This window comes from Leptospira langatensis, assembly GCF_004770615.1.
Taxonomy (GTDB): Bacteria; Spirochaetota; Leptospiria; order Leptospirales; family Leptospiraceae; genus Leptospira_B; species Leptospira_B langatensis.
Genome location: NZ_RQER01000011.1, coordinates 177051 through 202671 on the forward strand (window position 1 = coordinate 177051; position 25621 = coordinate 202671).

The window sequence follows — 25621 nt, forward strand, 5'->3', positions numbered from 1 at the left end:
GGAACGGAATCTTTCCAGTCTCTTCTTTTTTAAAGAAGGAGGGCTTTTTCATTCGGAATCCCTGCAATCTAGAAAGCTTAGGGTTGTTTTTATCAAAGAAGAAGGATGCAATTCGAATGCAAATGGGTTTTGGGATGAAAAAGAATGGAGCCAGACTTCTTCTGATAGGGATTGCACATTTTGTTTTCTGTCTAGGGTGTAAACCGCCTGGAAATTCTTCTATACTCCCTCTCTTTTTCTTGGGGGAAAGCAAATGCACGGAGTCTAGGGTCCCTTCTTGTCTAAAGACTACCGAGATCGCTTCCGGTTTTAGTGCGTCTCTTTTTGTAGGAGCTCCTACAGGAGATACGACCCGTCTTTTCGTGGTGGAGCAGGGAGGAAAGATCCGGATCATTAAGAACGATACAGTACTCGGAACTCCTTTTTTAGATATAGGGTCCGAAGGAACGGATCTCATCGATTTTTCCGGCGAAAGAGGATTACTCGGTCTCGCATTCCATCCCAATTATTCTTCTAACGGAAGATTCTGGGTGGATTATACCCGCAAGTCCGACGGTGCCATAGTACTTGCAGAGTATTCACGCTCGGCAGGGGATCCGGATATAGCGGATCCTTCTCCTGTGAAGGAAGTATTCAATATTTCTAAACCTTTCGCAAATCATAACGGGGGAATGATCGCATTCGGACCGGACGGATTCCTGTACATTGGAACTGGGGATGGGGGAGGTGCCGGAGATCCGAACGGGAACGCGCAGAACCTGGAAGTGGGGCTCGGTAAGATCCTCAGGATCGATGTAGATTCTTATCCGACTCCCGCTCCTGGAAATAGACCCGCTACAGGTTTAGAAAATCCTCATATATGGGACTGGGGACTTCGAAATCCTTGGAGATTCAGTTTTGATAGAAGCAATGGGGACCTGTACATTGCGGATGTGGGACAGAGTCTATACGAAGAATTGAATATAGAAGCTTCCGGCCAAGGATTGAAAAACTATGGATGGAAGATCATGGAAGGCAAGCATTGCTTTAGTCCTTCTTTTGGATGTTCCGTTACCGGGATCACACAACCTCAATTAGAATACACTCATTTCACGGGACAGGCGATCACAGGTGGTTATGTGTATCGTGGAACGAATCTACCAGACTATGTGGGAAGGTATTTTTACGGGGACTTCATGACCCAAAGAATATGGTCCCTGGTTTGGGACGGGACCAAGATTGACAATATCATCGAGCACACCCAAGAGATGGGATTTCACTCTCCGCTTCCTTCCTTTGGGGAAGATGCAAACGGAGAGATCTATATCGTGGATTATAGCGGAAGGATACTAAGAATCGATGCTCAATAGATCACAAGGTCCTATCGTACTCGCTTAATTCCCTTTTCCAGACTTGGGTTCCGCAATAATGATCTCCTTCCGGGCAGTACGGTTTCACGTCTCCCTGGAGTCGGATCCAGCAAGGAGCCTTGATCCATTTCGCGATCTGAGGATGGACCTGGTTTAGGTCCGTAAGCTCGTTTATGGAAGCTTGGAAGATCTCTTCTTGGGCATTGTAGCAGGTGCGAGCTCTCCATTTATGATGAAGGTTCAGTAGGTCCCCGCCTTCATAGAAACGGATCGGGAAGGCGTTCGGAAGAAGATACGAAGCATATTCCGCGCTTCCTCCTGCCTCGATAAAACGGTTCAGGTTCTTGAAGATCCCATCCATCTTCCTTCTATACGTTTCTTCTAATTGAGAATATTTTAATACTACTTTCGGAACGATATAGTCCGGCATTCCCGTATACTGGGACATGAGCACCGGTCTTGCTCCTGGGACCATTCTATGTCTTTGGTCCTGGCTATCCGCAGTATGAGAGATCCTTTTCTTAAATGCATAATGCACATTGAACATGGCCCTTGCCAGAGGGCTCATAGTGGTCTCGTTCAGGGTCGAAGTCAGATGTTTATTCTTAGAAGGATCTAGTACCAAGCGGATGGCATCCTCGTCGTTTAAAGAGGACTTAGGGACTCCTAGGACGGAGCGCACAGCCGAGGCCAATACCTCCGGACCGCTGGAAGAATAAGATACCAAGCGAGAGTAACGTGTGTCCAGATCCTCATCGAATTCCCTCACGAAATTCTTAGCTGCCTCCGGCCTAAACTCGGAAGAACCGTCCTTATAGAACTCGTGGAAGAATCGGTATTCGGCAGTCTCTTCGAGAGGGATCGGGTCATCCATCTCTTCCACATAGAGAGGATCGATCTCTCTTACTTTTTCGATCATTGCCTCTACTACGATCCTTTGTTCTTCCGGAACGTCAAAAGAGTTCATGAGGCGATGGTATCTATGGAGAGTGAGCCCATTCACCGTGTGATATAGATATGTGAATGTTCCCAAAGGAAGAAGGTAACGTGCTACTTCCAAGCATTTCTTCTTGATCGGTTGCTGCCACTTCTCCGGATAACTTGCTCTCGCTTTATAAACCAGGAAATACTCATCCTGGATAAAAGGATGTAATAGCTCTACAAATTCGAAATACGCGTTAGACGCGAATTCGATCGCTTCCAAATACAATTCTCTTTGCTCTCCGCTGAGGGAAGGGGGAATATAATAATTCTCCTTTTTGACTTCGACGTATCTTTGGCTCACCTGCTCGGAGTTATAGTAAGGGTGGGAATGTAAAAAGGACCAAACGAACTGTCGGGAAACCTTGTCCAAGGTAAAAATAAAATGAGGATGTTGGCGAGTAGTTAGGTGGCCCGCCTTCTTGGTGGACTTGGCCACTTTGTCCCGGATTTCCAGGGATTTTTCCGTGCGGACCATATCCTCGGGAAGAAGGACCCCTTTGGAAGAGTAGCAAGTCCTTGCAGAAGCGATTGCAAGATTGAATGGCTCCTTGGTTGCATCTAGTAGTTGGACAATTGGTTTCTGGCTTTCCATGGGGGTTTGCTTACTCCGGAGCACTAACTTGGAATTCGGAGTAAAAGCGGAAAGCAAATTTCGGACATAATTCGCTAGTTATGTCTCGTATCAGGGATATTCTGGGGCTTGTAGGATCTTCGACAGGAAGGAGTTCCTTCTCAAATTTTGCTTGCATATAGTTACAAATTACAATATATATAATTTGAAACTATATGGAGGTTTCCGAATGCAATTACGAAAATTAGGTACAAATGGTCCCATGGTTTCCGAGCTGAGTCTGGGCTGCATGGGAATGTCCGACTTTTATGGCACCAAGGAAACGAGGGATCGGAAGGAATCCATCGCGACCATTCACGCTGCTCTGGATGCAGGGGTGAATTTGCTGAATACAGGGGACTTTTACGGGATTGGCCACAATGAGCTTTTGATCTCCGAGGCGATAAAGACTCGGTCGGAAAAGCCTTTGATCAGTGTGAAGTTCGGAGCACTTCGTACTCCGTCGGGAGATTTTATCGGCTATGACGCTAGACCTTCTTCTGTGAAGAATTTTGCGGCTCATACTCTGACAAGGCTCGGGACCGACGTGATCGATATTTACCAGCCTTCTCGTGTGGATCCGAGTGTTCCAATCGAGGAAACGGTCGGCGCGATCGCGGAGCTGATCCAGGATGGGAAGGTCCGTTATCTCGGACTCTCGGAGGCTTCTCCCGAAAATCTCCGAAGAGCTCATAAGGTGCATCCTGTCACCGCTCTCGAAGTGGAATATTCCTTGGCGACCAGAGTGATCGAGAAGGAGCTCCTACAAACAGCAAGAGAACTGGGAGTGAGTGTCGTCGCTTACGGAGTGGTAGGAAGAGGACTTCTTACTGGGGCGATCGAGACCAAGTTGGGAGTCGCGGATTTTAGGGCCAATTCTCCTCGCTTTCAGGGAAAAAACCTTGAAGCGAATTTGGAACGTGTGAGTCTGCTTCAAGAGCTTGCCAAGAAGAAGGGTTGTAGCACCGCTCAACTCGCGATCGCTTGGGTACTGCACAAGGGAGCTGATATCGTTCCTCTCATTGGATCTACGAGAAGGGCGAGTCTGAAAGAGAATCTGGAAGCGCAGTCCGTGAAACTAAGCGCCGAAGAAATAAAGACTCTGGACGAGACCTTCCCCGAAGGAAGCTTCCAAGGAGACAGATATCCTGCCCATGGGATGCAGCTCGTAGTTAAATGAACGAATGCCTAAGACTGGTCTAAAACCGGAAGAACTGCAAGAAAAAGTGCTCGATGCCGCCGAAATGGAAATTCGTCGGAATGGTGTCGAGCGCCTGAAGTTAACCGATGTTGCTCGGACCTTAAACGTAAGTCACGCCGCTCTCTATAAACATTTCGCAGACAAAGAAGCTTTGCTCGATTCCATTTCCAAAAGATGGTTGGATCGCATAGACACGGCCTTAGAAGAAGTTACTTCTCGTCCTGGGTCCTTGGAGCAAAAGATAGAAGATTGGTTTCTCACTCTTCACAAAATGAAACGGGAGAAGGTGCAGTCCGACCCTCGTATCTTTACCGCATTCAATATGTCCGCCGAAAAGACTAGGCCTTTCGTCCAAAAACATTTGCAAAGCATGCACGATCAGTTGCAAAAGATAGTGGGGGAAGGAATAAAAGAAGGTTTATTTTTTTGTAATACTCCTTTGGAAGGAGCAAAGATCCTATTCGATGGGACTCTGGCTTTTCATCATCCTCGCATCGTATTTGAACGGATCTCCGAAGACAGGATCGATCTCTTGAAAGCAGTCGTTCGAGCCCTGATCTCCGGCTTAAAGGAAAAGAAGAACTAGATCCTGAAAGGTCCGCAAGGTTAACGTTTCGTCTTCTTCTTGCTCCCGTTCTTGCTACGTTTGGATTTGGAGAAGGAGTCTTCCTCCTCTTCTTCCAGGATCTCCTCCGAATCCCAAGAGATCTCTTGTAATGGTTGCGTAGGTTCCGAGAGTCTTTCCTGAACCCTAGATGCTTGGAACTCTGCCTCTAATTTCCTTTTCTGGGCTCCCTTTCTTCTTTCCTGGTGCTGATATATATTCAGTAGGAACTCCATCACGATCGGAAGAAGTACCCGCGAGAGAACGGTCGCCACTATGACCCCGAAGATGACTACGGTCGCGAGAGGTCTTTGCACTTCCGCTCCCGCCATGGTAGAGATTGCCATAGGAATGAATCCTACCGCAGCGATGATCTCAGTTGTCATTACTGGACGAAGGGAATGCAATCCGGCAGAGATCACCGCCTTGGAGATCTCTGCTCCCTTGGCGAGTTCTTCTTTTAACGTAGAGGCATAAACGACGCCGTTCAATACTGCGATACCGCTTACTGCGATAAATCCTACACCTGCGGGAATACTGAAAGGAAGTCCTCGGAGCACAAGTCCTATGATCCCGCCTGCGACTGCAAGTGGTACTACAATGAACACTCCTGCAGCATAATATACGTTGCCGAAGGCAGCAATAAGCATGACAAATATGATTGCGAGTGCGATAGGGACCACTAGGATCAATCTGTTCTTCGCTCTTTGGAAGTTCTCGAATTGTCCTCCCCAGTCCGTTCTATATCCTTCGGGAAGGTTCTTTTCTATCTCTTCGGTGACTTTTTGTGCTTCGTTTACGAAGCCTACTAGGTCCCTTCCTCTCACGTTGGCCTCTACCATGATCCTACGTTTAAGGGATTCTCTATAGATAGCTGCGGGTCCTTCTACGAATTCGATGGAAGCTACCTGTCCAAGAGGGATGGTGAATCCTCCTGAGGTCATGACCGGGATATTCTCTAACTTATCCAGATCGGAGACATCCAATTGCAAGCGGACCACCAGGTCGAAGCGTTTGAAGCCTTCGAATACCTTTCCGGCCCTTCTTCCGATCCGTAAGGACTCCACAGTAGTGAGGATCTCTTCGGCCTCCACTCCGTAACGGGCCATTTTCTGTCTGTCTGCCTTGATCTGTATTAAAGGAAGTCCTAATACTCTTTGTACTCTTAGGTCTGCGGCTCCAGGGACCTTGCGTATCTTTTCTGCGAATTTTCCCGCGGTGTCCTTTAGGGTTTGCAGATCGTCCCCGTAGATCTTGATCACTACGTCTGCCTTGGATCCGGAGAGAAGTGCGTTCACCCTGTTCTCTATCGGTTGAGACAAAGAGATAGTGCTCGAAGGAACCGATTTCAGAATGGCATCCTTCATCTTGTCCATGAGTTCGTCCCTAGAAGAAGCGCTTACCCATTCCTTATGAGGAGTGAGCTTGACTGTTGTTTCTCCTTCTTCTGTTCCGATGGGTTCTGCAGCGGACTCTCCTCTTCCCATCTTACTTACGATACTAACTGCTTCCGGAAATTGAGCGATTACCTTCTCCATTTCCGTATTTGTATCCCTGGAATAATTGATCGCCGTGGAAGGGAGGCGTTTGATATCGATCGCGAACTCTCCTTCGTCGATACGAGGTAAGAACTCGGAACCCAATGTGGATCCTAATATTAAAGAAGCTGCAAATACTCCCAAACCTGCTCTAAGGAAAAGCTGCTTATTTGCCATTCCAAAATGAAGTAGTTGTAGATATTTCTCTTCTGCCATATCCCAGAACTTACTATGATGAAAGATGGGCTTTTGGAAGATAATGCTAACTGCAGCCGGGAAGGTAGTGAGAGAGAATAATAGAGCCATAAAAAGAGAAATGGCTACAGTCATTGCCATTGGCTGGAACATTCTTCCTTCTACACCTTCTAAGGTCATGAGGGGAAGATATACGAGCAGGATAATTCCCACAGAGAACGTCGCGGCCCTGGCCACTCTCACGCAGGATTCTGTGATGATCTGTTCGGCAGCGAGCTTTCTATCTTCTTGAGAATTTTGTAATTCGTAAAAGGACTTCTTCAAAATGAAACCGTGGAGCACTGACTCCAACATCACAATGGTCCCATCTACAAGGAGTCCGAAGTCAAGTGCGCCGAGAGACATTAGATTTCCCACGATCCCGAACATCCTCATGAAGATGGTAGCCGCAAGCATCGGGATGGGAATGGCCAAGCTAACAAGCAGGGCTCCTTTTACTGTCCCGAGAGCTAGTATTAGAACGATGATGACTAAGACAGCTGCTTCTGCTAGATTCGTGAAGATGGTCCCGAGAGTCCTTCCGATGAATTCGGAACGATCATAGAAGGTAACGATCTTCATTCCTTCCGGAAGTCTGGATCGTAGGACCTCTATTTTTTCCTTCACTCTCTTTACTACTTCCAAGGAATTTTGGCCCATGAGCATCATTGCGGTGGCGCCAACGACTTCTCCCTTGGCATCCTTGGTCATCAGTCCGAATCTAAGTGCGGGACCTGTCTCTACGGTAGCGATTTGTCCCAGAAGAAGAGGAACTCCGTCTCTTTCCGTTTTAACGGCTACGTTACGTATCTCTTCTATGGTCTTGAATTGGCTCTCTCCTCGGATCACGATCTGCTCCGAGCCTTTAGAAATATAACCGCCACCGGTATTCTGGTTGGAGCTTTCCAGTTTTTCGCAGAGTTGGGAAAGTGTAATATTATGAACTGCTAATCTTTGGGGATCTATTTTGATCTGATATTGTCTCGCTTCCCCACCGACGATGTTTACATCGATGATCCCTTCCGTGGATTTGATCTCCCTGGCAAGTTCCCACTCCATATAGGTCCTGAGCTCTTCAGGGGTATGTCGATCGCTTGTAAGAACGAATTCATAAATATCCCCTAGACCGGTAGCGATAGGAGAAAGTTCCGGCGAACCGTATCCTTTCGGGATCACTGCCTCTGCCGCTCTCAATCTCTCGTTGATAAGCTGTCTTGCAAAGTAGATGTCGGTCCCATCCTTGAACACGACGGTCACACTGCTCACTCCCGTTCTTGAAATGGAACGGATCTCGGTGACATGAGGAATTCCAGTGAGCTCCATCTCGATCGGATAGGTGATGAATTGCTCCACCTCTACCGGAGAAAGACCGGGAGACTGAGTGACCACGGAGACCTGGACGTTGGTAATGTCCGGGATGGCGTCGATAGAGAGTTGATACGCATTATACAATCCCACTACGGTAACGAGTCCGGTTAGGATCAGAATGATGATCCTATTCTTAATGGAGATGCGTATCAGTTTGTCTATCATGGAAGGTCCCCGGGCAAGGATACTTACAGATTCCTAGTCTCAATTTCGTTGTCGAATGGTTTTTCATAAAAACCATCCTCTAAAAAAATGAGGAAGTAGGGAACGGAGGGAAAGAAGAAGGGTCCTTAGATCCTCTTTAAAAGAAGGAAGTGCATTCCTCTCTTCTCTTCCCTTTTTTGGAGTTCGAATTTATGAATAGAAAGAGTTTGTAATATTCTATCTATCGGAAGCACCAATTTGTTATACGAACTCATGGCTAGATCCCATTTGTTTTCATTTTTATAATGAAATAGATCTGTGACCTCGGTCTTTTCCTTTCCAAAAGAAAGAATGCAGGAGAATATCTCGGATCCTGTGTCCCGGACAACGAAACCCATTTTTTCTCCGGGAGTCCCGTAACTCAGATCTCTATAACTTAAAAATAATAGACTTCCGGGTTTTAGGAAAGAAGACCAGAGTCTGACAAGATCTTCCCATTCCGTTTCGGATTCTAAATGAGTGATTGTGTCTCCCATGCAGAGTAAGAGTTCGGGAGCCTCTCCTTGGTACAATGCGGAAGATCTGATGTCTGCGACCTTGGTCTGGATGCGCGTGCTCGGATGTCTAGTCGCAATTTCCTCTAATAGATCTTGGCTGAAGTCGGCAGCTAGAACATCGAATCCTAAATTCTCTAACGGAATGGATTGGATCCCACTTCCTGCCCCTAGATCCCAAGCGATGGAATTCGATTTGGGAGAGATGCCAAAAGATTGGAATAAGGAGAGATGTTCTTTTTCCTTTTCAGAGAGATCTCCGAGCATCCAGGAATATCTTTTGGCTAGAAAACTTTCGTAATGTTCTTTAGGAGAACTCATATTAATGCAGTTTGTAAATGAACACTTCCTTGTCTCGTCCTTTTACTTTTACTGGAGGAAGGGACTCTCCTTGCACTGCATGTTTCACTTGTTCGTACACCGAATCAGTTACAAGAAGAACAGAACCGAAGTCCTTGTTCAATTGTTCCACTCTCGAGGCTAGGTTGACCGTGTCTCCAATGATCGTGTATTCTTTTCTCTGAGAAGATCCCACATTACCCGTCATTGCCTCTCCGGAATGCAGGCCTATTCCTATCCTGGTTTCCGGGATCTTGCCGGAAAGATTTAGTTCCAAAACCTTATTTTGGATCTCTATAGAAGCTTGCACCGCATTCTCCACATCCTTTCCGTTGTCCGAGATAGGAGCTCCGAAGACTGCCATGAAACCGTCTCCTAAGAACTTGTTTATGATCCCATTATGTTTGTTCACGATCTCGATCATATCTTCGAATAGAGTGTTTAAGTATTCGATGACCTCTGCCGGACTCTTGTTTTCCGAGAATTTTGTGAAATTGCGAATGTCCAAAAACATCACACATACGTCCTTGTTCTCCGAGACCGCTTCCGTTTTCTGGCTCATGAGTTTGTCTACTACGGAAGGAGAAACATATTGACCGAACATTCCTAGGACCTCGTTCCTTTCTTCCAAATGACTGACCGAGTTCTTTAATACGTTCTTCAATCTCATCGCCACGAGTCCGGCGACTAAGCCTGATCCGACAAACATTCCTGCACGAATGTACATTGGGATCCTGGAATAGAAGAAGTTATAGGCGTAGTCTCCGGTCGGAATATTATCCGGTACGAAATATAAGGAAAGAAGAAGATACTGAACCCCTGCGATGATCCCGGTGAAAAAGGAAATGCCAAACTCCATTCTCAATACGGAAAGTATTATGAAAATTAGATATAGGTTCGGAATGGGAGAGTTGAGGGGAACTACAGGATACAAATGCTTTTGGACTAAGAATAAGAGTACAAATCCAGGAAGGGAGGTTTCGATCAAGGCATTCCCATACCTGGGAGGAGAAGGGAGCCTTCGCTCATTTTTCTGAAGGAATCTCAGAAGGCGCAAAAAACCGGATTCATAGATCGCGCCGAATACTAAGGTCCCGATCAGCAAATGGAACGGGAATGGCATCCCCATAATCTCATCGAATTCCTTTTGGAAAAACGCGAATACGATGATCCAGATCAAGCTGGCTGCGGAAAGCACAGCTAATAGGATCTTGCTACGGATCTGTTCGCTTTTTAAAATCTCCTTTTCTAGAGTATTGGATAAGGTGTCGAAATGTTTCAAGAGCATCTTCGTTTTTCTTTCTCCCATTAGCGGTTCCATCGGACAAATAAGTCCCGCTGCAGTTTCTTCTCCCGTTTTACAAGAGCAAGAGAAAATTAAGGGTCCAGTGAAGACTTAGGGGCTTTCGATCGGAAGAATTCATAAGCGAACGTGATGTATACGATGGAATGTTCCAGAATCATGACCCAGGTCTGGTCCCCAAATTGTGCAGTGGAGTAGGTAGAATAGGAAAGGATCCAGACCGCCCCCACCGCAAAAGGCCAAAGATTTCCGGAAAAGGTCGCAGCTCCCAAAATAGGAAGAACGTACCAAGGGTGCAAAGTGCTGGAAAGAATATAATAAATCCCGCATATACTGACCCAGATCTTAGGTAAGATCTCGAATTTGTCCTGGCCTTCCTTTCGAGAAACAAGAAAGGAGTAGATGCAGATCCATAGAAAACTAATAAAACCTAAGGCCGGTGCCGCAGAATACGGATACCATGTATACTTCATGGGGATCTTGACAAGGTAATAGATCGCTCCATGAAATTCGAATAGATTGAAATAGACACCCAATCCCTTTGTCCATTGTTTCCGTAAAAGTTCGTTTTCTAAGAATGGAGTAAAGAACCAATAGCTAAATCCAAAGAACAGAATGGATCCGATGCCAAGTATGAATAGGATCTCCTTACGGGATCTTTTACGGATCCAAGAAAAGAATAGATATGGAGCCAAGACCAAGGGAAGGATCTTAGTTAGGATGGAACCTATGTAAAATAGGAAGGCTAGAACCGATCTTCCTTTTTGCCAAAAGACTAAGCTCAAAAGCAAAAGCAAAAATAAGATCGGCTCAGAATGACCATTGGCCACGCCTTCCCATAGAACCAAGGGATGGAGCCAATATTTTAGAAAGGCAGTCTTTTCTTCTTCTTTGTTCCGGGATCGTATTATATAATAAATTCCTAATTCTGCCAGAAAGACTAGGATCTTCCATGAGAATACCCCGAAGAATACGGAACCGCTCTCTTTTAAGATAAAGGAAGGAAATAGGAAGAGTGCCTGAAGAAGAGGAGGGTAAACGGAATAGTACCCGGGAGAATTCATCTTCCTGAGTAATTCTTCTTTCCAGGATTCATTCGAGAATAGGAGGACGTCCTTCGGCAAAATCGAATAGGGAGAGACTCCTTCCTGGACTAAAAGCCCGTCCCAAAGGAATCGAAATACATCTTCCGAGAGAAATACCGGAGTGAAAAGTAAGCAGATCCGGAGTAGAATCCCTGCTCGGATCCCTGTGGAATAGGAGAGTCCTTGGTAGGAACTCCTTCTCACCAAAAGGAAATATCCGATCAGGCTTAAGAAGAAATGCCCCCAAAGCGCCAAGATATCTGATCTCTGGAAGAACCAAGGGAAAGCAGCTAAGGGAAGGGCCCAGAGGAGGAGGTTTGTCGAAGTTACTACAAAACCCCTGGGTTTAAAATATTCTCCATTTGTTAAATTGGATGATATGTTTGATATAGTGAAAATATTCTTGCCTTCCATGAGATTCTGTCTAAGTTAGGAAAAAGGTTTAGAAGAAGAACAATGATTCGAATCGGTAATTTTCCGGATACTGTCAATGAATATGCAGCGAGAAGCGTGGCCGGTCTCGTTGTAATCCTCAGTTTATTCACAATTTTTACTCAATCCCTATGGCTTGCGGGCGCCTTATTCTATGGATTTGCCGCGAGGGTTCTATACGGACCGAAATTCTCCCTTTTTGCAAAACTCGCCATCCATGGGATTGTACCATTATTCGGTTTAGGGAGCAAAACGGTTGCAGGTCCTCCCAAAAGATTTGCACAACTGGTCGGACTCATCTTCAGCGGATCGGCATTCGCACTTCTATTCTTCGGCCAAATTTTCTTCTTTCAAATCGTTCTGAGTGTCTTAGTATTCTTTGCGATCTTGGAAAGCGTTTTGGGCTTCTGCGCCGGATGTTTCGTATTCGGATTTTTGATCAAATGGGGACTCATTCCGGAAGAAGTTTGCGAAAAATGTAATCAACTGGATTTCGCTACGAAGAAGTAAGCGTGATCGCGATATTTTCGCATATTCGAAAAAGCAAAAACTAGAAAGCGAACCTGCGAACGAGAAAGAAAAATATTTGGGGGAACCCAGTGTCTCAAAACAATACTTATTATCACCCGGAAGATCTAAAGAAATTCGGAAACATAGGAGAATTCCAACCCGATCTGGCAAAGAAATTCTTCGATTATTATGGATCGGTTTTTGCAGACGGAGCCTTGAGTGCAAAGGAGAAGTCTCTCATCGCACTCGCAGTGGCTCATGTGGTCCAATGTCCTTATTGCATCGATGCTTATACTACTGACACTCTGGAGAAGGGAGCAACAGAAGAGCAACTATGGGAAGCGATCCATGTAGGAGCGGCAATCCGAGGCGGAGCGAGTTTAGTCCATAGCGTACAAGCTCTGAACAAAGTAAAAGAGCTCGGGATCTGATCGAAAGGTCTTTGCATGAAATCACTTCTTGCCCGAGGGAGCGAGCTTGCTTCTCCCAAGGAACAGCTTCGGATCCTATCAGAGGTTTCTTCTCGTAAAGGACTTCCTTTATTCGAGGAGAAACTACAGGAGATCGGATCATTTCCTCTTCGTCCTACGGGAATAGACATCTTACAAGTCAATGTAGGAAAACTTTGTAATCAGAGTTGCAAGCATTGCCATGTGGACGCGGCTCCGGATAGAAAGGAAGTCATGTCCAAGGAGACCATGCAGGAATGCCTGGTTGCATTAGCAAGTCCTAATATTACAACCTTAGATATTACGGGTGGAGCTCCCGAGATGAACCCGAACTTTAAGTGGTTCGTAGAAGAGGCTTCCAAACTAGGCAAAAAGATCCTGGTCCGTTGCAATCTCACCATCGTTCTCGCCGGAGAGAAGTATAGGGGTCTTCCTGAGTTTTTTGCTAAGCATAGAGTCGAAGTTATCTCGAGCCTTCCCTATTTCCAAAAACGTAGAACGGACGCTCAAAGAGGGGAAGGCGTATTCGACCGTTCCGTCCAAGCATTACAGAAATTGAATGAAATAGGTTATGGGATCCCTGGTTCCGGTCTGATCCTGAATTTGGTGTACAATCCTGGAGGTGCCTTTCTGCCTGGAGGACAATCCACTTTGGAATCCGACTTTAAGAGAGAGCTGAAGCAACACTTCGGTGTAGAATTCAATTCTTTATTCGCTCTTACGAATATGCCGATTAGCCGTTTTCTGGAATTTCTTTTGGAAAGCGGGAATTTGGACTCCTATCTGGAGAAGCTTGTGACTACTTTCAATCCGTCCGCTGCGGCCGGGGTCATGTGCAGGAATACTCTTAGCGTGGGTTGGGATGGTAGTCTCTACGATTGCGATTTTAATCAAATGCTCGACATGCAATTAGAAGGGGAAGTGACCAAGATCTCCGATTTCAATCAGGCCAGTCTGGATGCGAGAGCAATTCGTTTGGAACAACATTGCTATGGTTGTACTGCGGGGGCGGGTTCTTCTTGCGGGGGATCCTTGGCCTAATCCTTGGTTGGGTATTTTAGGATAGCCTCCGCCATTCCAGGTAGATCGTCTAACGCTGAAATTTTTCCGGTAAGCTTCCAGATCTGCAAGACTCCTTCGTAACAGGCGAAAACCCTTCTCGCGAGTATTTGGGAATCTACGGCTTTGGGAACCTGTCCCTTACTCTGTGCTTCCTTTAAATAGACTGCTAAGAAATCAATGGTCCTTTGGGTCAGCTTCTTCACTTCTTCCGAGATAGGAAGGGAGGTGGATGCGATCTGAGCTGCGATATTTGCCATGGGACAGCCTGCAAATTGACTATTCCGCGCCTGTCTCCTTAATATTTGGGTCCAAGCTTGGATGAATTCCTTTGCATTCTTAGATCTTGCTTTCAATTTTTCTAATAGAACGATCTGCTCTTTCCCGTAAAATTCTATATAGGCACGACCTAACGCGTCTTTAGAGGGAAAATAATCATAAAAACTGGCCTTAGCAGTCTTGGATTCTTGTATGATCTGGTTGATCCCGGTATTCCCGAATCCCTGGAGTTGGAAGAGTCGGACTGCAGTTTCTAAAATTCGGTCTTTGGGGCCAGTTTCTCTGCTTGACAGTTTTGTTTTCATGGGGTTTCATAACAGACAGACTTGTCTGTTCGTTTTCTATCTGTTTAGAAGATACTAAAAACGTTCTAAAAAGCAAGTCCAATTCGGAGGTTTTATATGTCTTCCTTCTCCTCAGAACTGGAATCTATCGATATTGCAGGGGTCTCTTCCACCGTCGAAGATGCAGTCTTTACTAGGCACAGCATTCGAGATTACGAGTCTAGAGCAATTGAGGATTCTGTATTAAAGGATCTATTCTCTAAGTCTTTGCGTTCTCCTAGCTGGAAGAATAGCCAGCCTTGGAAGGTGCATGTAGTGAGTGGAGCTAAGAAAGATAGATTGGCAAAGCTTATGATGGAAAGAGCCAAACAGGACTCCGCTCCTGTTCCGGATACGATTTGGCCCACCGGTTTTCCTTCCGATGCGAAGAAGAGAATGTTTGATCTGGGAATGAAGATCTACGGAGCGGCTGGCATCGAGAGAAAGGATAAGGAGGCCAGAGATAAATTTATGCTCCGTAATTTCGAATTCTTCGGGGCTCCTACAGGTGTCTTTATTACTACAGAATTCGATCTGAATTTTTATATTGCCTTGGACATAGGTTGTTATTTGAACACCGTCATGCTCCTTGCTAGAAGCTATGGATTAGGGAGCGTTCCTCAGGCGGCTCTTTCTGCTTTTCCGGAAGTAGTGAGGCAAGAGCTTGGACTTTCCGAGTCGGAGAAAGTGGTTTGCGGTCTGAGCCTCGGTTATCCGAAAGCGGACTCTAGTCTCAACCGCTTCCATACTCCTAGGGAAGAAGTTTCCAATTTAGTAAAATTCTACGAATGAGAAGAAGGGAAGACGACCCTCGTCTTCCCGGATCTTAACGGGAATTTAACGCCTTCCCATCTTCTTCTAATTCGGCTTCGCATTGACGAATTCCGAAAAAATAGGTAGGTTTTTCTTACCTGGCGTGAGTGTATTTCAACGCCAAGGAGGAGCAACTTGTCTTATCCATTTCTTATCTTTCTAGTGCTCGCGCTCTGCGGGTATCTAACGTTTGCGATCGTTCGGCCGGAAAAATTTTAGGAGATCTGAATGAACGGAAACGATGCGATCTTCTTCTTTCTATATTTTGCGGCACTCTTCCTTCTCTCTCCCTGGCTTGGGATCTATATTGCAAGAGTCATGGACGGGGACCTTCCGAAAATATTCGGACCGATTGCCCACTTGGAAAGTCTCTTCTATCGAATTACCAAAACGAAAGAAGAGACTCCTTCCGGCTTCGGAAGATATGCCTGGGATATTCTTTCATTTACGATCCTTTGTCTATTCTTCGTAACGTTAGGGCTTCATTTCCAGGAATATATACCTGGAAATCCGGAATCCAAACCGGGAGTTCCTTGGGACCTTGCTTGGAATACCGCAGTCAGTTTTGTGACGAACACGAACTGGCAGGCGTATTCTGGAGAAGTTGCGCTCTCTTATACAAGCCAGATGCTTTTGCTCGGAGTGCAGAACTTTGTAAGCGCGGGCGTTGGGATTGCAGTTCTTGTCGCCTTAGTAAGAGGGATTGCTTCTAAGCCGAGCGGATCCGGAATTCTCGGGAATTTCTATCAGGATCTTACGAGAAGTATATTATATATTCTTTTACCGATCTCCCTTGTGGTTGCACTCGCCTTAGTCGCTCAAGGAGTCGTGATGGATTTTTCGCCTTACGTGAACTCCATTGGATTGGAGGGACAATCGGTTAAGATCCCTCTTGGACCGGCGGCTTCTCAGATCGCGATCAAACAATTGGGGACGAATGGGGGAGGATTCTTTGGAGTGAATTCCGCTCATCCGTTCGAGAATCCCACTTCTTTTTCCAGTTGGGTCCAATGCCTCTTGATCCTTTTGATCCCGGGAGCTCTTCCGTTTGCATACGGAAAATGGGTGGGTTCTTGGAAAGCAGGGCTTTCTATTTTTCTTGGAATGGCGATCCTATTCGCTATCAGTCTGGGAGTGGCTCTATATTCGGAACATATCTTTTCGGGAGCTTGGGAAGGAAAGGAAACTCGCTTTGGGATCTCGCAAAGCATTCTTTGGGGGACTGCTACTACAGCAGCGTCTAACGGATCAGTGAATGCGATGCATGATAGCTTTTCTCCCTTAGCGGGAGGTGTGGCGGTTTGGAATATACTTTTAGGGGAAGTTGTCTTTGGCGGAGTGGGAGTCGGTCTCGTGGGAATGCTGTTCTACGTCATTCTCACCGTATTCATTGCGGGCCTGATGGTAGGAAGAACTCCCGAATATTTCGGCAAGAAGATAGAATCCAGAGAAGTGAAGTTTGCACTACTTGGTGTCTTAGCACCTGGTTTGAGTATCTTGGTCTTCACTGCAATTGCACTCGTCTCCGATCTAGGATCGTCTTCGAGAGCGAACCAGGGGCCTCACGGTTTGACGGAGATCCTATACGCGTTTGCTTCTGCGGCGGGGAATAACGGGTCTGCATTTGCGGGTTTGAACGCGAATACTCCTTTCTATAACTCGGCTCTCTCTTTCTGTATGCTGCTTGGAAGATTTGCAGTCATCCTTCCTGCCCTTGGACTGGGCGCGGCCTTATTGGGTAAGAAGCAGGCTCCTAAAGGAGAAGGTACATTCTCTACAGAGAGTCCACTCTTCGTACTGCTGCTTCTTTCCATTATCATTTTAGTGGGAGCTCTCACATTTCTCCCTATGTTAGTGCTCGGACCGGGAGTGGAGCATATCCTTCTTCCCGCGGGAACTAAGTTTTAAGGTTTTATAATAGTATGAAAAACAAAAATACTTCTTTTTTCCAAGATCCGAAGTTGATCTTACGGGCCGTTTTGGATTCCTTCTTGAAATTGGATCCCAGGATCCAATGGAAGAATCCCGTCATGTTCCTGGTATATGTGGGAGCTATCCTTACTACAGTGGATCTTTTTTCGGAGAAGGGCAATTTCTATTTCGGAATGCAGATCTCTCTTTGGCTTTGGGCCACAGTTCTATTTGCGAATTTTGCGGAGGCATTGGCAGAAGGGCGAGGAAAGGCCAAGGCAGAATCCTTGAAGAAGACTAGAAAGGAATCCCAGGCACGAAAATTAAACGGCTCCTCAGAGATCAGTCTTCCTTCTTCCGAATTGAGAACGGGAGACAAGGTGATTTGCGAGGCAGGCGATCTGATCCCGGGAGACGGAGAAGTGATCCAAGGGATCGCCTCTGTGGATGAATCCGCGATCACCGGGGAATCCGCACCCGTGATCCGAGAATCCGGAGGAGACAGATCCGCAGTCACAGGAGGGACCAAGGTATTAAGCGATAAGATCATAGTGCAGATCACTACCGACCCGGGAAAGACCTTCTTGGATAAAATGATCTCTCTTGTCGAAGGAGCCTCTCGCCAAAAGACTCCGAATGAGATCGCTCTCTCTATATTATTATCCGCATTGTCCTTGGTATTTCTAGTGGCCATTACGGCTCTCGTTCCTGCAGTTTTCTATAGCCAAAAAGAGGGAGGAGGAAGCTTGGGTCTCGCCGGATCCTTTCCTGCGTTAGTCGGTCTATTAGTGTGTTTGATCCCTACTACCATCGGAGGACTTCTTTCTGCGATTGGGATCAGCGGAATGGATCGCTTGATGAGAAGGAATGTGATCGCTAAGTCGGGAAGGGCTATTGAGGCGGCCGGAGATATCGATGTGCTTCTTCTCGACAAAACAGGAACAATCACTCTCGGGAACAGAATGGCGACCAGATTCGTTCCTTCTCCAGGGATCAGCGAACGCACATTAGCTGATGCGGCTCAACTTTCTTCTCTCTCCGATGAAACTCCGGAAGGAAGATCGATTGTCGTCTTGGCAAAGGAGAAGTTCGGTTTAAGAGCAAGGAATCTTTCCGAGTTAGGAGGAAGGTTCGTCCCGTTTACCGCAAAGACGAAGATGAGCGGTGTTGATTTCGATCCTAGTCCGGACAGGAAGTCCAAGCCTGGAATTCGAAAGGGAGCCTCGGAATCCATTCGAAATTATATCGTTAGCTTGGGAGGAGAATTCCCTAGAGAAGTCACCGACATCGTGGATGAGATTGCAAGAGAAGGAGGAACACCTCTGGTTGTCTCCGAAGGAAGAGAGATCCTGGGAGTCGTACATCTGAAAGACATAGTGAAAGGGGGCATCCGAGAAAGGTTTGCAAGACTTAGGCAGATGGGAATTCGGACAGTGATGATCACAGGGGATAATCCATTGACTGCAGCGGCAATCGCAGCGGAAGCGGGAGTGGATGATTTTATCGCGGAAGCAACGCCTGAGACCAAACTCAAAAGGATCCGAGAAGAACAGGCGGGCGGTAAGTTAGTCGCAATGATCGGAGATGGAACGAATGATGCGCCTGCTTTGGCACAAGCGGATGTGGGAGTTGCCATGAATACTGGGACCCAAACCGCAAGGGAAGCGGGGAATATGATAGATCTGGATAGCAATCCTACGAAGCTCATCGAGATCGTAGAGATAGGAAAGCAACTATTGATGACAAGAGGATCTCTCACTACATTCAGTATTGCGAACGATGTTTCCAAATACTTTGTGATCCTGCCTGCTATGTTTGCGGGACTCTATCCCGTATTTGGGAAAGGAGCATTATCGATCCTGAATATTCTGGGATTTGAAAGTCCTGAATCTGCAGTATTGAGTGCGGTGATCTTTAACGCATTGATCCTGGTATTTCTTGTTCCTCTCGCTCTAAAGGGAGTGGAATACAAGCCCATTGGAGCGGACTCTGTGCTTGCAAGGAACGTATTCATATACGGGTTTGGAGGACTGATCCTACCATTCTTGGCGATCAAGCTGATAGACATGATCTTGAAATTTACAAAAGGAATCTTTGTATGATACGAGCATTGGCGCATTTTATACTTTGGAGTCTGGTCTGTGGGATCTTATATCCCGCCTTTGTGTTTGGGACCTCTAAACTTTTCTTTTCTAAGGAGGCTTCCGGTTCCATATTAAAAGAAGGGGATAGAGTAGTGGGGTCGGAACTACTGGCTCAGCAGTTTGCATCCCCCAAATACTTTCATGTAAGACCCTCCGCTTCGAATTACGATCCGTCGGCAGGGGGAGCTTCCAACCAGGGGCCTACGAGTTCTAACCTGCAAAAGAGTGTGGAAGAAAGAAGAAGCTATTGGATGGCAAGGGGCGGGGAAGGTCCGGTTCCTTCCGAATTATTGCATGCATCTGCAAGCGGTTTAGATCCTCACTTGAGTCCGGAGGCGATCCGATACCAGATCCCTTTGGTCGCGAAAGAAAGAGGATATTCTAAAGAAGAGTTGCAGGCCTTAGAGAATTTAGTTACGAATTCTATAGAAGGACCTCAATGGGGATTATTCGGATCCCCTAAGATCAATGTGCTGAAATTGAATATAAAGCTGAATACGATCAGATAAGGAAATATTATATAATAATGATGTGTTTTCAGTGAGTATACCTGAAGAAAATAGATTGGATCCGGATGAATTGCTTTCTAGGATCGGAGGGGAAGAGAAGCCACACCGAGGAAGACTGAAGATCTTCTTCGGAATGGCCGCAGGCGTAGGTAAGACGTTTGAAATGCTCAGAGATGCACAGAAGGCAAGGTCGGAAGGAGCTGATGTCTGGATCGGTTATTTAGAAACTCATAATAGAAAGGAGACGGAGGTCCAAGCGGAGGGACTTCCTAAAATTCCCCGCAAGAGAAGTAAGTATAAGGGCGTCGATCTGGAAGAGATGGATCTGGATTCCATCCTAGAAAAAAAACCGGATCTGGTACTTGTGGATGAGCTAGCTCATACAAATGTGCCAGGCTCTAGACATCCGAAGAGATACCAGGACGTTTTGGAGATCCTAGATCACGGGATCAACGTCTACTCCACGTTGAATGTGCAACATTTAGAGAGCCGTGCAAGCATTGTGGAAGAGATCTCCGGAGCTCCAGTCATGGAAAGAGTTCCCGATTCCATTTTAGAAGTTGCGGATGAGGTGGAGCTCATCGACTTAGTTCCTGAGGATCTGATCAAGCGATTGAAAGAAGGGAAGGTATATCCGGGCGAGAAGGTTCCCCAGGCTCTGAATTCCTTCTTTCGGGTCCCGAACCTGACCGCCCTGAGAGAATTATCCTTAAGTTATACATCAAAACTAGTAGATCGAGAGCTTTCTCGTTTGGAACCGACTAAGGATTCCAAACTTTCGGAAAAGATCTTAGTTGCGATCGGCCCGTCAGCGGGAGGTGCGGAATTAATACGTTATGCGAAACGAATTGCATTCGGTCTGAAATGTCCTTGGGTTACGGTCTATGTGGACGAAGGAAAGAATCTAAGCGAGGAAGATAAGAACACTCTTCGAGAAAATCTACAGTTTGCCAGAGAGTTGGGATCTGAGATCCTAAGCCTCTCCGAAAAGGATCCTGTGAGAGGGATACTTCGTGCGGTCCAAAGGACCAAGGCCACTCATGTGGTGGTAGGAAGAAGCGGGAAAACAAGGATCTCATGGCTTTTAGAAGGCGGATCTTTCGTAGATAGATTGAGCCGTGAATCGGGGGATTTTCAGGTCATTCTTGCTCCAACGGACGCTTCTAAGGATAAGGCGCCAAATCGTTTCAGTCCATTCTGGTGGGGGGCCCGTTCTAAGCCGGTACAATACTTTCTGTCTTTCTTGGCGCTCATGGGGGTTACCTCCTTTAATCTTTTGTTAAATACCTTCGCAGGATATTGGTCTATAGGCCTCATATATCTATTTTTTATAATGTTCGTTTCCCTATTTGCGGGAAGAGGGCCGGTCTTAGTCACCGCTGCCTTAAGTGCAGTCTTCTGGAATTTTCTTTTTATTCCCCCCAAGTTCACATTCTACATAGAAAAGATGGAAGACTGGATGATGTTCGGTACCTATTTTTTATTAGCGATCGTGCTCGGGGTATTGACCACGCGACTTAGGTCCAGAGAGGACGCTCTGCAAAGCGGAGAAGAGGCGCTTTCCGGACTATACAGGCTTTCAACATCTTTATCTAAGGCTCATTCGTTAGACGAAATTGTTTCCGTTGCTATGGAATCCATTCGAAGTACGTTTCATTCCCCCATTCTATTGGTATTGGCGGATAAGGAAGGAAGGCTTTCCAACACTCCGAACGCAAAAAGTGATTTTAGACCGGACATGAGAGAGTTCGCGCTCGCAAATTGGACCTTCCAAAATAGAAAACCTTCCGGAAAGTCTACGGATACAGTCCCTATGTCGAGAGGCTTATATCTTCCTCTATTATCTCCTGGAGGATGTTTCGGAGTACTCGGACTAGACCGGGAAGAAAAGCCTCCCTTGGAATTAGAAGAAGAGGCACTTCTATTTTCCATGCTTAGCCAACTATCTTTAGCATTGGAAAGGATACAGCTCTTAGGGATCCGTGCCACTGCAAAAATGGCCGAGGAGTCGGAGAGATTTTACTCTGCTTTATTCAATTCCGTTAGTCATGACTTTAGGACTCCGTTGACCGTTATTCGTGCTTCCTTGGATCTGCTGGAAGGAGCGGATCCTTCTCTTTCTACCAAGGATTCCAGTCTGGTCTCTGAGATCAGGACAGCGTATAAGAAATTGGACCGATTGGTATCGGATCTTTTGGACATGTCTCGCTTAGAGTCCGGAAAATTGCATTTGGATTTGCAATGGGAAGATCCTGCCGATCTCGTAAACGATGCAGTGAAATTGGCAGAAGATGAGAAGGAGGGACATTCCTTGGTGGCGATTGCCGACGAGAATATGCCCTTAGTCAGAATGGATCATCGGTTGATGGGACAGGTTTTAGTGCATCTCATCCAAAATGCATTCCTACATTCAGGAAAGAATACTTCGGTAGTTTTGCGAGCAAGCGTTCCGAAAGATCATCTTCTATTAACGGTAGAGGATAATGGACCTGGTGTTCCTCCTGGTCAGGAAGAAAAGATCTTTGAGAAATTCCTAAAGGGTCCTGGAGAAGTGCAGGGGACAGGGCTCGGTCTATCCATTTGCAGGGGTCTCGTAGAAGCGCAGGGAGGAAAGATCTGGGCGGAGAATAAACCGGAAGGTGGGGCCAGATTCTCCATACGGATCCCGGTTTTGACCTTCCCACCTTTGGAGGACGAATTTGTCTAGCCCGATCATTCTCGTCATAGACGACGAGGTGCAAATTAGAAGACTATTGAGAATGGCCTTCGAACAAGAAGGCTATAAAGTAGAAGAAGCGATCTCCGTCGAAGACGCGTTATCAAAACTTTATATGGTCCGTCCGGATGCGATCATCTTAGATCTAGGACTTCCGGACAAGGGAGGAGAAGAATTCTTAAAGCAGATCCGAGAGTCCGGTTCCAAGGTCCCCGTCTTGGTCTTAAGTGTGCGTGCCTCGGAGAAGGATAAGATCCTTCTTTTGGATGCGGGAGCGGACGACTATCTTTCCAAACCCTTCGGCGTGGGAGAATTGCTTGCAAGAGTTAGGGTCTTACTCAGACATTCCTCTCCCGAAAAGACGGATGTAAAAGTAAGGATTGGAAATCTGGAGATCGATTTCGGGTCCCGCAAGGTTACGATCGACGGAAAAGAAGTTAGGCTCACTCCTACTGAATATTCTTTTATGAAATTGTTGGCAAGTTATCCCGGCAAGATAGTGACGCAAACCCAGATCCTGAAGGAACTCTGGGGCCCGAATCAACTAGGAGAAGCGGGTTATTTGAGGGTCTACGTGAACCAGATCCGAAAGAAGATCGAGAAAGATCCTTCGAAGCCTGAGATCCTGATCACGGAACCAGGAGTAGGGTATTTCTTGAGATCGGAGGATTAGACCAGCACGGCCCCCACCCAATCGAACGACCCATAGGGAGTGAGATTCCCATTAGGGTTGCTGAGCAAAGTGAAGCAAAATCAAGTTGGATAAGAAAGTAGGGCGGCCCCCGCCCTCATCGGGTGGGGAGGTGGGTCCCCAGTGGGACGCACTCCGTCGCTATATCAGAAAAGCCCTTTCTTTGCAAACGCAAAAATTCCCTTTAAAAGCTGTGGGAACTATGCACATGGCAGTATATTGCCTTTTTCTAATTTTCTTTTTCTTTATAACGGACCAAAAGCAGACCGGCGCCGTCGGAGAGTTCCCAGTTTCTTAATTCGGTCTCTTCTTCCCAAGTTTCGAGGCCGCAAAGAATAAGATCCGCCTCGGAAAGAACATGGGGATCTTCTCCACGAAGGATCGGGGTCTTTTCTTTTTTCAGAAGGTTCCTATCTTTTTGGGAAAGATGAGGCACTCTTCCTCTTGGGTCCCATAGAGAAAGTTTCGCACCCAGATTCTTAGAGAGGGATTGGGATAGATTCAACAGGCTCACGTCTTTGTCGGAATAAACAGCTAAGATGATCTTCTTGATATCTCCTAATTTTTCTGAGACCAATATTCCGGCGTTCCCATCCGATTCGGAGAGAAGGGTACGGATCTTCCCCCCTAACACATCGTCGCTGAATAGCGATCTTGCTCCCCCTGTTAGGAACATGCTGTAATTCCCGGTCTGAATAGTTTTCAGGATATCTCTGGTAACATTATCCGAAGGTTTGTATAATGTATTTAATTTGAGTCCGAGTTCTTTAGAAAGTTTGAATAAAGGTTCGAAGCTGGTCTTCTCGTATTTTTGCGCAGTCTTACCGGAGATCCATGAATCCGGGGTCAGGTGAAGTGCGGTAACTTCTTTTTGTCTATTCCCCTTGCTGAATAAACCACCTGCAAGTCTGAGTAGGTCTACTCCTCTCGAATGCAATGCGAATGCTACTAATATCCCGCCTTCTTTTTGGTCCTTCTCCGCGGTGAATAATTTCTCAATTAAATTTAAGGTAGGTCCGGTCATGTAAGTGGTTACAAGAGCCATGAGCACCATCATAGAGAATACTTGAGAAGAAAGAACGCCTATATCGTATCCGATATTCAGGACGATGAGTTCCATAAGACCTCTCGTGTTCATGAGAGCTCCTAAGGAGAGGGATTCTTTCCAATTCTTTCCGGAGATCTTGGCAGCGATCGCACTACCTAAGAATTTACCGGAGATCGCAACAAGTAAGATGAGTAGGAAATCGGTCCAAAGATGTCCTTCGGATAGGAGTCCGATCTGCGTTCTAATACCGGTTAACGCGAAGAACAAAGGGAGGAAGATGGCGGTGCTGACGTCCTCTACTTTTTCCGCGAGAAGTGTCCTAAGCTTGGGTTTGTCAGGCATAACAACGCCTGCCAAGAATGCGCCGAATAGAGCATGGATACCGATGGATTCAGTGATCCAAGCGGAGGCAACTGGGAATAATAGAAAGAATGCGACGGCCATCTTAGTGAAAGCTTCTCTATTGGTAAAGATCCTCCCTGCTCTATGCATAGCAGGTTGGACGATCTTCCACATAACGAAAACATAAACTAAGGCAAGGACCATTGTAAGAAGGGCAGGCAATAGACCGCCTGCCTGGACTAATGCGATCACTAATGCAAGAAGACACCAAGCCGTTATATCGTCGGAGGCCGCGCAGGTAAGAGCCAGGCCGCCTAATTTTGTCTTAGTGAGCCCTCTTTCCTGAACGATCCTTGCCAGTACCGGAAATGCTGTGATACTCATTCCTATTCCCATAAAAAGAGAGTAGGATAGGAAGTTTACTCCCGGAGGGGCCAGGTTCGTATACTGGGACATCGCGAGTATCGCACCCAATAAAAAGGGAAGAAGAATACTTGCGTGAGAGATGAGTATTGCGGAGTCCGCCTGGTTCCTGAGGATCTTCAGATCCAATTCCATTCCCACCACGAACATGAAGAAGACCAGTCCGATCTGGCTTAATAACTGCAAGGATCCCAGAGAGGTCTTGGGGAATAAGAACTGGTACATTTCGGGCGCCAGAGCGCCCAATAGGGAAGGTCCGAGCAGAATACCCGCGAGGATCTCTCCGATCACGAAAGGTTGTCTTAGTTTTACCGACAATTTCCCCACGATACGAGTGGCGACAATTACGATAGCGATTTGTAATAGTAGAAGAGGAAGAGGTTCGTGAAATCCCTTCCAAAGACGCGCTCCGGCTTTCTTCCAAGTCTCCAAAGCCGAGTCGGTGGTGATCTGCGTAGAGGCGGTTTCTGTGATCGTTCCGATCTTAGCCACTTCCAACGATTGGCCTTGTTTAACGACGAGTAGGAAGGCAGCAACGGAGAAAAGGATCAATAGCAGATAGAAGATTACGTTTCGTTTCATTCTAAAATTCTAAAAAACCAACCGGCAAGAATATATTCCATATTGCTAAAACTAATCAATTGAGAAAAGAAGAATCT

20 protein-coding genes are annotated in these 25621 nt (G+C 46.4%); 13 read left to right on the forward strand and 7 right to left on the reverse strand.

Translation table 11 applies throughout. The features are described 5' to 3' along the window. Positions 1 to 116: 116 nt before the first annotated feature. On the forward strand, positions 117 to 1349 hold the full coding sequence (locus EHO57_RS16925) for a PQQ-dependent sugar dehydrogenase (protein WP_135642054.1): 1233 nt from the start codon (positions 117 to 119) through the stop codon (positions 1347 to 1349). Between the two features lies 1 nt (position 1350). Here the strand turns inward: EHO57_RS16925 and EHO57_RS16930 are convergent, their stop codons facing one another. Beyond that, positions 1351 to 2925 (reverse strand): FAD-dependent thymidylate synthase, encoded by a 1575-nt coding sequence (locus EHO57_RS16930; RefSeq protein WP_135642056.1) that lies wholly within the window; start codon positions 2923 to 2925, stop codon positions 1351 to 1353. 208 nt (positions 2926 to 3133) lie between these two features. On the opposite strand from EHO57_RS16930, the gene EHO57_RS16935 reads away from it, so the two are divergent. Both EHO57_RS16935 and EHO57_RS16940 read left to right on the forward strand, forming a co-directional pair. Continuing rightward, a complete protein-coding gene (locus EHO57_RS16935; protein ID WP_135642058.1) occupies positions 3134 to 4123 on the forward strand; it encodes an aldo/keto reductase in 990 nt (329 codons plus the stop codon). 4 nt (positions 4124 to 4127) lie between these two features. Continuing rightward, positions 4128 to 4730 carry a TetR/AcrR family transcriptional regulator gene (locus EHO57_RS16940; protein WP_135642060.1) on the forward strand — a complete coding sequence of 201 codons (603 nt, stop codon included), beginning with the start codon at positions 4128 to 4130 and terminating at the stop codon, positions 4728 to 4730. Positions 4731 to 4750: 20 nt separating this feature from the next. On the opposite strand, the gene EHO57_RS16945 is transcribed toward EHO57_RS16940, so the two are convergent. From EHO57_RS16945 to EHO57_RS16960, 4 genes are all read right to left on the reverse strand, one after another. Next, complete coding sequence (locus EHO57_RS16945; RefSeq protein ID WP_135642062.1) at positions 4751 to 8053, reverse strand: efflux RND transporter permease subunit; 3303 nt, start codon at positions 8051 to 8053, stop codon at positions 4751 to 4753. Positions 8054 to 8178: 125 nt separating this feature from the next. Further along, positions 8179 to 8907 (reverse strand): class I SAM-dependent methyltransferase, encoded by a 729-nt coding sequence (locus tag EHO57_RS16950; RefSeq protein WP_135642064.1) that lies wholly within the window; start codon positions 8905 to 8907, stop codon positions 8179 to 8181. Between the two features lies 1 nt (position 8908). Beyond that, on the reverse strand, positions 8909 to 10213 hold the full coding sequence (locus tag EHO57_RS16955; protein WP_135643264.1) for an adenylate/guanylate cyclase domain-containing protein: 1305 nt from the start codon (positions 10211 to 10213) through the stop codon (positions 8909 to 8911). 89 nt (positions 10214 to 10302) lie between these two features. Next, positions 10303 to 11568 carry an MptA/MptB family glycosyltransferase gene (locus EHO57_RS16960; RefSeq protein ID WP_246050765.1) on the reverse strand — a complete coding sequence of 422 codons (1266 nt, stop codon included), beginning with the start codon at positions 11566 to 11568 and terminating at the stop codon, positions 10303 to 10305. A 201-nt stretch (positions 11569 to 11769) separates the two neighbouring features. On the opposite strand from EHO57_RS16960, the gene EHO57_RS16965 reads away from it, so the two are divergent. From EHO57_RS16965 to arsS, 3 genes are all read left to right on the forward strand, one after another. Continuing rightward, positions 11770 to 12255 carry a DUF4395 domain-containing protein gene (locus EHO57_RS16965; RefSeq protein ID WP_135642066.1) on the forward strand — a complete coding sequence of 162 codons (486 nt, stop codon included), beginning with the start codon at positions 11770 to 11772 and terminating at the stop codon, positions 12253 to 12255. An 89-nt stretch (positions 12256 to 12344) separates the two neighbouring features. Next, complete coding sequence (locus EHO57_RS16970) at positions 12345 to 12686, forward strand: arsenosugar biosynthesis-associated peroxidase-like protein (protein WP_135642068.1); 342 nt, start codon at positions 12345 to 12347, stop codon at positions 12684 to 12686. A 15-nt stretch (positions 12687 to 12701) separates the two neighbouring features. Further along, a complete protein-coding gene (gene arsS, locus EHO57_RS16975; protein ID WP_135642070.1) occupies positions 12702 to 13745 on the forward strand; it encodes an arsenosugar biosynthesis radical SAM (seleno)protein ArsS in 1044 nt (347 codons plus the stop codon). Here the strand turns inward: arsS and EHO57_RS16980 are convergent. Then, the gene (locus EHO57_RS16980; RefSeq protein WP_246050766.1) at positions 13742 to 14347 is read right to left on the reverse strand and encodes a TetR/AcrR family transcriptional regulator; all 606 of its coding nucleotides are present in this window, start codon (positions 14345 to 14347) and stop codon (positions 13742 to 13744) included. The two genes, arsS and EHO57_RS16980, sit on opposite strands and share 4 nt — an antisense overlap. Positions 14348 to 14443: 96 nt before the next feature. Between EHO57_RS16980 and EHO57_RS16985 the strand changes: the two genes are divergently transcribed. From EHO57_RS16985 to EHO57_RS17015, 7 genes are all read left to right on the forward strand, one after another. Further along, positions 14444 to 15157 (forward strand): nitroreductase, encoded by a 714-nt coding sequence (locus EHO57_RS16985; protein WP_135642072.1) that lies wholly within the window; start codon positions 14444 to 14446, stop codon positions 15155 to 15157. 156 nt (positions 15158 to 15313) lie between these two features. Beyond that, a complete protein-coding gene (locus EHO57_RS19080; protein ID WP_135643270.1) occupies positions 15314 to 15397 on the forward strand; it encodes a potassium-transporting ATPase subunit F in 84 nt (27 codons plus the stop codon). Positions 15398 to 15406: 9 nt separating this feature from the next. Next, positions 15407 to 17086 carry a potassium-transporting ATPase subunit KdpA gene (gene kdpA / locus EHO57_RS16995; protein ID WP_135642074.1) on the forward strand — a complete coding sequence of 560 codons (1680 nt, stop codon included), beginning with the start codon at positions 15407 to 15409 and terminating at the stop codon, positions 17084 to 17086. A 14-nt stretch (positions 17087 to 17100) separates the two neighbouring features. Next, positions 17101 to 19191, forward strand: a complete 2091-nt coding sequence (gene kdpB, locus EHO57_RS17000; protein ID WP_135642076.1) for a potassium-transporting ATPase subunit KdpB — start codon at positions 17101 to 17103, stop codon at positions 19189 to 19191. Beyond that, positions 19188 to 19742 (forward strand): potassium-transporting ATPase subunit KdpC, encoded by a 555-nt coding sequence (gene kdpC, locus EHO57_RS17005; protein ID WP_135642078.1) that lies wholly within the window; start codon positions 19188 to 19190, stop codon positions 19740 to 19742. Before kdpB ends, kdpC begins: the two co-directional genes overlap by 4 nt. Positions 19743 to 19773: 31 nt before the next feature. Beyond that, the gene (locus EHO57_RS17010) at positions 19774 to 22449 is read left to right on the forward strand and encodes a sensor histidine kinase (protein ID WP_135642080.1); all 2676 of its coding nucleotides are present in this window, start codon (positions 19774 to 19776) and stop codon (positions 22447 to 22449) included. Continuing rightward, on the forward strand, positions 22442 to 23131 hold the full coding sequence (locus EHO57_RS17015; protein ID WP_135642081.1) for a response regulator: 690 nt from the start codon (positions 22442 to 22444) through the stop codon (positions 23129 to 23131). The genes EHO57_RS17010 and EHO57_RS17015 overlap by 8 nt, the downstream gene beginning before the upstream one ends. Before the next feature lie 247 nt (positions 23132 to 23378). Here EHO57_RS17015 and EHO57_RS17020 read toward each other — a convergent pair whose 3' ends face one another. After that, complete coding sequence (locus tag EHO57_RS17020) at positions 23379 to 25544, reverse strand: cation:proton antiporter domain-containing protein (protein ID WP_135642083.1); 2166 nt, start codon at positions 25542 to 25544, stop codon at positions 23379 to 23381. Between the last annotated feature and the right edge of the window lie 77 nt (positions 25545 to 25621).